Origin of the sequence: Pseudoalteromonas sp. SR45-5, assembly GCF_014163565.1 — a bacterium.
In the GTDB taxonomy this organism is placed as follows: Bacteria; Pseudomonadota; Gammaproteobacteria; order Enterobacterales; family Alteromonadaceae; genus Pseudoalteromonas; species Pseudoalteromonas distincta.
Genome location: NZ_JACJDN010000130.1, coordinates 1 through 7,748, shown reverse-complemented (window position 1 = coordinate 7,748; position 7,748 = coordinate 1). Strand labels below are relative to the sequence as shown.

General features: G+C 39.0%; 7 protein-coding genes and 1 pseudogene. 5 read left to right on the top strand and 3 right to left on the bottom strand.

Annotation, left to right across the window (positions count from 1 at the left end; all coding sequences use genetic code 11):
* Positions 1 to 26 precede the first annotated feature (26 nt).
* A complete protein-coding gene (hutC, locus tag H5072_RS07085) occupies positions 27 to 734 on the bottom strand; it encodes a histidine utilization repressor (RefSeq protein ID WP_182693113.1) in 708 nt (235 codons plus the stop codon).
* A 119-nt stretch (positions 735 to 853) separates the two neighbouring features.
* Between hutC and hutI the strand changes: the two genes are divergently transcribed.
* Complete coding sequence (hutI, locus tag H5072_RS07080; RefSeq protein WP_182693112.1) at positions 854 to 2,101, top strand: imidazolonepropionase; 1,248 nt, start codon at positions 854 to 856, stop codon at positions 2,099 to 2,101.
* A 120-nt stretch (positions 2,102 to 2,221) separates the two neighbouring features.
* A complete protein-coding gene (locus H5072_RS07075; protein WP_182693115.1) occupies positions 2,222 to 3,886 on the top strand; it encodes an EAL domain-containing protein in 1,665 nt (554 codons plus the stop codon).
* On the opposite strand, the gene H5072_RS07070 is transcribed toward H5072_RS07075, so the two are convergent.
* Entirely contained in the window at positions 3,883 to 4,932 is a 1,050-nt protein-coding gene (locus H5072_RS07070) for a formimidoylglutamase (RefSeq protein WP_182693111.1), read from the bottom strand. The two genes, H5072_RS07075 and H5072_RS07070, sit on opposite strands and share 4 nt — an antisense overlap.
* Before the next feature lies 1 nt (position 4,933).
* Positions 4,934 to 5,431 (bottom strand): ribonuclease E activity regulator RraA, encoded by a 498-nt coding sequence (gene rraA / locus H5072_RS07065; RefSeq protein WP_002959955.1) that lies wholly within the window; start codon positions 5,429 to 5,431, stop codon positions 4,934 to 4,936.
* A gap of 201 nt (positions 5,432 to 5,632) precedes the next feature.
* Here rraA and H5072_RS07060 point away from each other — a divergent pair, with 201 nt between their 5' ends.
* From H5072_RS07060 to H5072_RS07050, 3 genes and pseudogenes are all read left to right on the top strand, one after another.
* Positions 5,633 to 6,172 carry a phosphatase PAP2 family protein gene (locus H5072_RS07060; RefSeq protein WP_182693114.1) on the top strand — a complete coding sequence of 180 codons (540 nt, stop codon included), beginning with the start codon at positions 5,633 to 5,635 and terminating at the stop codon, positions 6,170 to 6,172.
* Positions 6,169 to 7,200 carry an MJ1255/VC2487 family glycosyltransferase gene (locus H5072_RS07055; RefSeq protein ID WP_002958362.1) on the top strand — a complete coding sequence of 344 codons (1,032 nt, stop codon included), beginning with the start codon at positions 6,169 to 6,171 and terminating at the stop codon, positions 7,198 to 7,200. The genes H5072_RS07060 and H5072_RS07055 overlap by 4 nt, the downstream gene beginning before the upstream one ends.
* Before the next feature lie 109 nt (positions 7,201 to 7,309).
* Positions 7,310 to 7,748, top strand: a pseudogene (locus tag H5072_RS07050) (methyl-accepting chemotaxis protein); the annotation flags it as partial.

Sequence of the window (7,748 nt, the reverse complement as noted above, 5' to 3'; positions counted from 1 at the left end):
AAAAGCGCAGTAAGCGCTATTGTTTGTTATTTTTTAAATGTTAAGTGGCCACCTAAGCGATATTTACTGCCAGGTGATACAAGGCGCGCAAAGCTTACAATGCCTTTAACAGACCAGGTGCGTCGGATTACTTGTAAGCATGGCTCTTCATTATATAAATTTAACCATTGGCACATTTCGCTGTTTGGTATAATGGCCTCTACTGTATGCCTTGCTTGGGTAAGTGGGGCAACACTAGATAGATATTCATGAGGTGTAAGCATGCTAAAGTCTTGTTGTAAGTAGCCAGTCGCAAGGGCAGGGTTTACAAAACGCTCTTCTAGCTGCAAAGGGCTGTCGTTTTCGTTATGCACAAGTACACTTCGATATACAACACTGTCAACCTCAACACCAAGTGCAATGGCAATAGGTGCGACTGCATTTATTGATTCGAGTATGAGTACGCTACAGGTGTAGTTGCCGTTACGCTCTTTTACTTCATCAGCAATATTTTTTATTTCAAGTAACGATGACTGCGATTTAAATGTAGCTACAAATGTACCTAACCCTTGGCTGCGGGTTAAAATACCTGCCTCGGTTAATTCGCTTAGTGCTCTGCGGGCTGTCATCCTGCTTACACTAAATTGACTACTTAGTTCGTTTTCAGAGGGAACACGTTGGTTTTCTTGCCACGTACCGCTGCGTATTTTATCAACAATGAATTGTTTTATTTGCGCAAATTTAGGTGTCGTCATTAAATTTATGGTTACATTAAAAATAAACTATATAAATAAGATGACACAATTATCTTGTATATACAAGATGGGTTGTTAGACTATATTTTCATCACTCTGGGCGTAAAAAGGGCTAAAAAATGCAAAGCACAACACAAAATTATGAGTTAGAAGAAATCGACTTACTTTTAACTGATGCCAATATTGCCACTATGGATAGCAATATAAATGCCCCTTATGGCGCAATTGAAAATGCTGCTATAGCCATTAAAAATGGTAAAATTGCGTGGATTGGAGAGCAATCAACATTGCCTAGTTTTGATGTGTTTGCAACGCCGACATTGAGTGTAAAAGGACAATGGTTAACGCCGGGCCTAATAGACTGCCATACTCACTTAGTATTTGCAGGTTCAAGATCGCAAGAGTTTGAACAGCGTTTGCAAGGCGTAAGCTATGAGCAAATCGCAGCACAAGGCGGTGGCATAGCAAGTACGGTTAAAGCCACAAGAGCAGCCGACCGTGAACAATTGTTTGTAGATGCAAAAGATCGCTTAAATACGTTGTTAAAAGAAGGTGTAACCACCGTTGAAATAAAGTCTGGTTATGGGCTAGATACTGAAAACGAGATAAAAATATTAGAAGTCGCTCGTTTATTAGGTGAACATCACCCTATTGATATTAAAACTACTTTTTTAGGGGCGCATGCTCTACCGCCTGAATACAAAGGCCGTGCTGATGAATATATTGATTTAGTGTGTACTGAGATGCTTGATCAGGTAGTAGCTAATAATCTTGCTGATGCAGTCGATGTATTTTGTGAAAATGTTGGGTTTAGTTATTCGCAAACCAAACGTGTTTTCCAGGCGGCTAAAAAGCATAACCTCCCAGTAAAATGCCATGCTGAGCAGTTATCTAATCAACAGGGTGCTAAGCTGGTGGCGCAGTTTAATGGCCTTTCGGCTGATCATATTGAGCATCTAGATGAAGAGGGTGTAAAAGCCATGGCAGACGTTGGGACGGTAGCGGTGTTATTGCCAGGCGCATTTTATTTTTTAAGAGAAACTAAATTCCCACCTATTGAATTACTTAATCAATATAAAGTACCGATAGCTATTGCGAGTGACTTTAATCCAGGTACTTCACCGCTGTGCTCAGTGCACTTGATGATGAACATGGCATGCACATTGTTTAGATTAACACCTGAGCAAGCATTAGCTGGTGTTACTCGAAATGCAGCTAAAGCACTAGGGTTAGACGACCGTGGTATTTTAAAGGTTGGCGCAAGAGCTGATATTGCGCATTGGCAAATAAGTCATCCATCACAATTAAGTTACCAATTTGGCGTAAATAAACTGTTAAATTTATGGATTTTGGGTAGAATTAATTAGTTTGTATTATTTTTACCCACATATAACTTGGTTTAAACTTTTTTAGCGAATACGGATGCCGTTAATTTGAACATACTAACCGACAGTAATTTCCCAATATTTTTTAGTGGTGCACTATTAATGGCGATGATCGCCACTTTATTTGCTGTTAAAAATACCAGTATTAAATTTAGTTATTTATGCACAGCTGCTGTTGGTTTAGCTATTTTAAGCAGCGGTGCGGCTTGGCTTGCTATTTTACTAGCCTTTGGGTTTTGTTTTCACTTATGGCAAGCATTTGAGCGAAATAATTGGAGCATGATAATTACCAGCTCAATGGCTGGTCTTTTATTTGTTGTTCTATTTTCAGCTCATTTATTATTGGAAGTTCCGCTATTTTGGGTTGTGTTAGCAATATTATTATTAGCTATTGTTGGCTTTTTAAATGATGAAAGTGCTGAAATAGAAGTCGTTATAGAGCCAGAACCTGAAGGTGATGCATTTATTGAAGAGTCTCCGCTTTCAGTTTTTGCAGATAGAAAACAGTTACGCCAAGGTTACTATACATGGTGCGACAACAAACAAATAAGCGCAGCGTTAATCGTTATTCGCCTTGAAGGCTTTGAGCAAGTTAACCAGCATATTGGACGCGACTTTGGCGATATACTGTTAGCGCAATCGGCTAATCGAATAAAAGAGCTACTTTCAAGTGACGAAATAGTGACTTTAACTGGACAAGAAAAGCTAGCCCACTTAGGGGGTCTTAACTTTGCATTTATTTGTAGTTTCGCGAATCAAAAACACTTACATGAATTAGTTATTGACCAAATACTGGGTGCAACGCTTAAGCCATTTAATGTTGCTAACTGCACTGTAGAAGTAAAAGCGAGAGCGAGTTATGTTGATTGTAATGAGCAAGATAACAACTTTGATAATTTAATATCGTACGCATATCTGGCACTCGATAGCCACCCAGATCGCAAGGTTGTGCCTTATCATCAACAAATGATGATTGAATTGCGAGAGCAACAAGCGCGACTAAAGGAATTAGCAAATATTGATTTTTCGAGCGAGTTAGAGCTTTATTTTCAGCCTATTATTTGTAACGAAAACGGTCAAATTGAGTTTTTAGAATTACTACTGCGTTGGCAGCACCCTAAGCAAGGGATTTTATCCGCTAACAGGTTTATCGACGACATTAGAATTGCAGGGCTTGGTTATCCACTCGCTAAATTTGTAATAGAGAGAGCTGCTGAGCTTGCAATGGCGCTTAGAATAGAAGGTATTTCTATACCGCTTAGCATTAACGTATTTGGTCCTGAAATGCTTAACGAAGAGTTTATTGAATTTGTTGATGTTGTTTTAAGTGAGCATCACTTGGAAGCTGGCGATTTAATTGTTGAATGCCCTTTACATATTTTTGCGGGACTAGATGATAAAGGCAGAGGCATGATCGCAAGGCTTAATAACATAGGCTTAAAAGTATGTGTTGATGGACTTGGTGATAACCCGGTACTGCTTTCTAAGTTACCAAGTTTAGCGGTAGAGTATATTAAGGTTTCACCTTCACTTACTGCTGACTTTAGTAATCAAAACAATATACGCAGTTTAGTTAGCGGAATGGTTGAAATGCATAACCAACAAAAAACAAAAGTGATTTTTGAAGGGGTAGAAACACTTGAGCAACTTAAGTTTGTAAAAAGCTTAAAAGGTTATGCTGCCCAAGGTTATTACTTTGGCCACCCGCTAAGTAGTATCGGTTTAATGAGCTGGCTAAAAGAGTGGCGATTAGTTCAACAGGGCTAAGTGTTTTCTTTGGCTTGTAGGTAGCTATTCACAAGTGCACTGATCACTTGCCCTACATGGGTAGCACCGGCCTCAACTCCGTTAGGGTGCTGGCTAGGCGCTGCTTCACATAAATGTAAGTACTTAGAGTGGCGATGGTTTGCTGCTAAATGCACAAAGTGCTCAGTGTCATTCACACTAAATCCGCAACATGTGTACGCACTCACCGGCATGTAAGTAATACTATCTAAATCAACTTCAATACCCAGTGGTAAATCGTTAAAATTACTTAATGCGTTTTCAATTGCCTGCGTGAGTGTAGTTTTTCGCTTAACTTGTATTGATTGATAGCTATCAAACGTAAAGTTAGCTTCACTCATTGCATCTATAATTGCTTGATTGTTTTTTATCTCATGTAAGCCAATAACGTGGTAATTACTTAGATGTTGCTCGTTATAAGCGTAGCGAAAGCCATTGCCGCTATGGCGACCTTCACATTCTCTAAAGTCGGCATGAGGGTCAAAGTTGATAGCATTAATAGGTGTATTTTTTGACTTACTCAGGGCACGGATAATTCCCAAGCAATTGTTATGACCTCCGCCAATAACGATTGGCTCAAGCCCCGCTTTAAAAATAAGGCTCAATACCGACTCTACGCGTTCATCAAGCTGTTGGCATAAATCTCGTAATTGAGTTAACTGCTGGCCTTGCTGATTATTAAGCTGGTTGCTTTGCGCCATTAAATCATCAGTATTAACTTCACCCAATAAAAGCACTTTTTGAGTGGCAATAAATTGATTGTGAGGTTGGTTTAAAAAGCGTTTTAAAAAAGCCGGCCATGCTTCGTTTGCACCGCCATTTCCTAAGTTTGCTTTTGGGCCGATATCTTCGCAAATACCCAGAAGTACATAGCGGATACCAAATTGAGCAGCGTCAACAAGTGCTTGTTGCAGGTTTACTTGGGTGTCGAGCAAGGCCATTGATTGCCATGCTTTTTTCTCATTTGCGCGGGTAGAGCAAAGTGTTCTAACCGCGCTTTCATCATATACTTTTAAATGGGAAGTCACGTTATACTTCTACAACTTCCAACTCTAATTCTTCTGCAGATAAAACAATGCCTGTGCTATCAGCATAAATAAAGTCGTCATCAAAAAATGATACCCCAGCAAAGTTAACGCCTATAGCATCTTCACCAGCACCTTCGCTGTCGGCTGCAACAGGGATTGAAGCAATTGCTTGAATGCCTAAATCAAGCTCTTCAAGCTCATCAACGTGGCGTACTGCGCCGTAAACAACAATACCATTCCAATTGTTTTCAAGTGCTAGCTCAGCCAGTTCAATGTCGATTAGTGCGCGACGAGTTGAGCCGCCACCATCAATAAGAAGTACTAGGTCTGTACCATCTTGAGAAAGTAATTCGCGGATGAGTTCATTATTTTCAAAACATTTAACCGTTTTAATGCGGCCACCAAAGCTGTGTCGACCACCAAAGTTGATGAACATAGGCTCTAGCACGTCAACCACGTCAGCAAAGTGGTCGCATAAATCAGAAGTGCTGTAATCCATTATTTTATCCTCAAAAGGTACATTAATTTATATCTCAGTATACCCTCCTTATAAGCAATAACAACGACTTAATCGCAGTAAATTTAGGCAAAACAAGCGCTAAATCATTAATCGCAATAATAGTGTATTAAAAGCGTCACTCAATTGTTATTTACAACACATAAGCTAAATCGGTGTTCATATGTTATGCGATGAGGGATGGTGATGAATAATAATATGCTTAAAAAGGTAACTCAGATAGATGAGCAATTATTTTTAACTTTGTTTAATTGCAATTCACCGAGGTGGTTTAAAACAATGGCCTTTGGTTTGTCTAAAAGCGGTGATGGTGGGCTTTATATATTAATATGCTTAGCAGTGTGGTGGCTTAGTAATAATGAACAGCACCAATTATTGCCTGCCACTATATTAATTGGTTTTGCTATAGAAAGACCTATTTACCTACTAGCTAAAAATAGATTTGCTCGGATCCGTCCATGCGACTGCTTAGTAACAAATGCCTATATAGTACCAAGCGATAAATTTAGTTTACCATCGGGTCACAGTGCTGCAGCCTTTTTAGTGGCAATTATATTAAGCCATTTTTTCCCAGAATATGCATTACTACTATTTAGTTGGGCTACCGGCGTTGCTATGTCTCGTGTGGTATTGGGTGTGCACTTTCCTGCTGATATTATAATAGGCGCAACGATTGGTAGTTTTTGTGGTTTATTTGCGTTAGCACTCGTGGTGCCTGCATGAAAATATTGTATGGAGTACAAGGTACCGGTAATGGTCATATAACGCGCGCTCGGGTTATGGCAAGCTGCTTTAATAAGCTCGGTATTGATGTTGATTATGTGTTTTCAGGGCGCGCAAATAAAGATTACTTTGATATGCACGAATTCTCAGATTATAAAGCGTATCGTGGTTTGTCGTTTAGCACTGAAAATGGGCAAGTTAAAAATTTAAAAACACTTAAAAATATGCGAATTTGTAAGTTGGTGAGTGATATAAAATCGCTTGAGATAAAACAGTACGATTTTGTACTTAACGACTTTGAGCCTGTGACAGCATGGGCTGCAAAACGGGCAGGTATACCCGTTATTGGCATTAGTCACCAAGCAGCATTTTTGTCAGATAACGTACCTATGTTTGGTCGTGGCGTACTGAGAAAATCACTTATCAAGCATTATGCACCAGCGACTACCTACTTAGGCGTGCACTGGCAACCATTTGCAAATAATATAATACCGCCTTTTATTGCTCATCATAATCACGACAACCCTGTAGCAGTAATGAACAAGGTATTGGTATATTTACCTTTCGAAAACTTAGATAGCGTTGTTGATTATTTAAAAGACTTTCCCGAAAAAGAATTTTATTGCTATCACCCAAATGCCAGCAATCAGTCTTTTGGACATATACATTTACGAGCCCCTTCACGTTCTGGCTTTTTAAACGACTTAGCAAACACAAGTGGCGTTATTGGTAATGCGGGATTTGAGCTTGCCAGTGAAGCGCTTAAGTTAGGTAAAAAGTTACTATTAAAGCCTTTAGATGGTCAGTTTGAGCAAGCAGCAAATGCACAAACTTTATTTGCCATGGGCATGGCGCATGTTATGAACTATTTAAACCCACAAGCCCTTGATGATTGGAATAGCGCGCCGCAAAACAAGCAAATAAATTACCCCAGCGATCCCGCGCCTTTAATTGATTGGTTGGTTAAACAACAATGGAATAACACACAATCGTTACATAAAGGTTTGTGGGATAGTGTCGCCTTATAGCCATCACATTTAAACTGTTTAGAATTACCAATAATAAAAAGTTAAATTAATTAGTCGCTGTTGATCTATTAGCTATAATACAAATGCATATTTAAAAAAGGCGTTAGCGATGAATTTTTTACAAAACTTAACAATTAAACGACGTTTACAACTAAACGCAGTCGTTGTTGGTTTAGCAATGGTGGTCCTTTTATGCGTGATTATTTTTGAATCACGTACAACCTTGAGCTTAAACAAGACTATTCAATTAGCAGAAGAGCTCAACGTACATGCATTAGCATTGCGTAAACATGAAAAAAACTTTTTGTTTTATAAACAAGAAGACGCGTTAACTGCATTTGAAACGGATTTTGAGCAGTTAAGTGATAAAGTAAAAAAGTTACAACAGTTAATGGCTAACCAAAGTATCGCACAGGAGCAGGTCCAGCGCTTTGAGCAACTAATAAATAGCTATAATAATGATTTTGAAACTGTTGTTAAGCTTCAAAAAGAGATTGGTTTAACCCCGACCGACGGGTTATATGGCAAGCTTAGAAGCTCGGTTCATG

Bases quoted from the DNA above. Each gene is read 5' to 3' on its own strand.
- hutC (WP_182693113.1), bottom strand. From the start codon at position 734: ATGACGACACCTAAATTTGCGCAAATAAAACAATTCATTGTTGATAAA.
- hutI (WP_182693112.1), top strand. From the start codon at position 854: ATGCAAAGCACAACACAAAATTATGAGTTAGAAGAAATCGACTTACTT.
- H5072_RS07075 (WP_182693115.1), top strand. From the start codon at position 2,222: ATGGCGATGATCGCCACTTTATTTGCTGTTAAAAATACCAGTATTAAA.
- rraA (WP_002959955.1), bottom strand. From the start codon at position 5,431: ATGGATTACAGCACTTCTGATTTATGCGACCACTTTGCTGACGTGGTT.
- H5072_RS07055 (WP_002958362.1), top strand. From the start codon at position 6,169: ATGAAAATATTGTATGGAGTACAAGGTACCGGTAATGGTCATATAACG.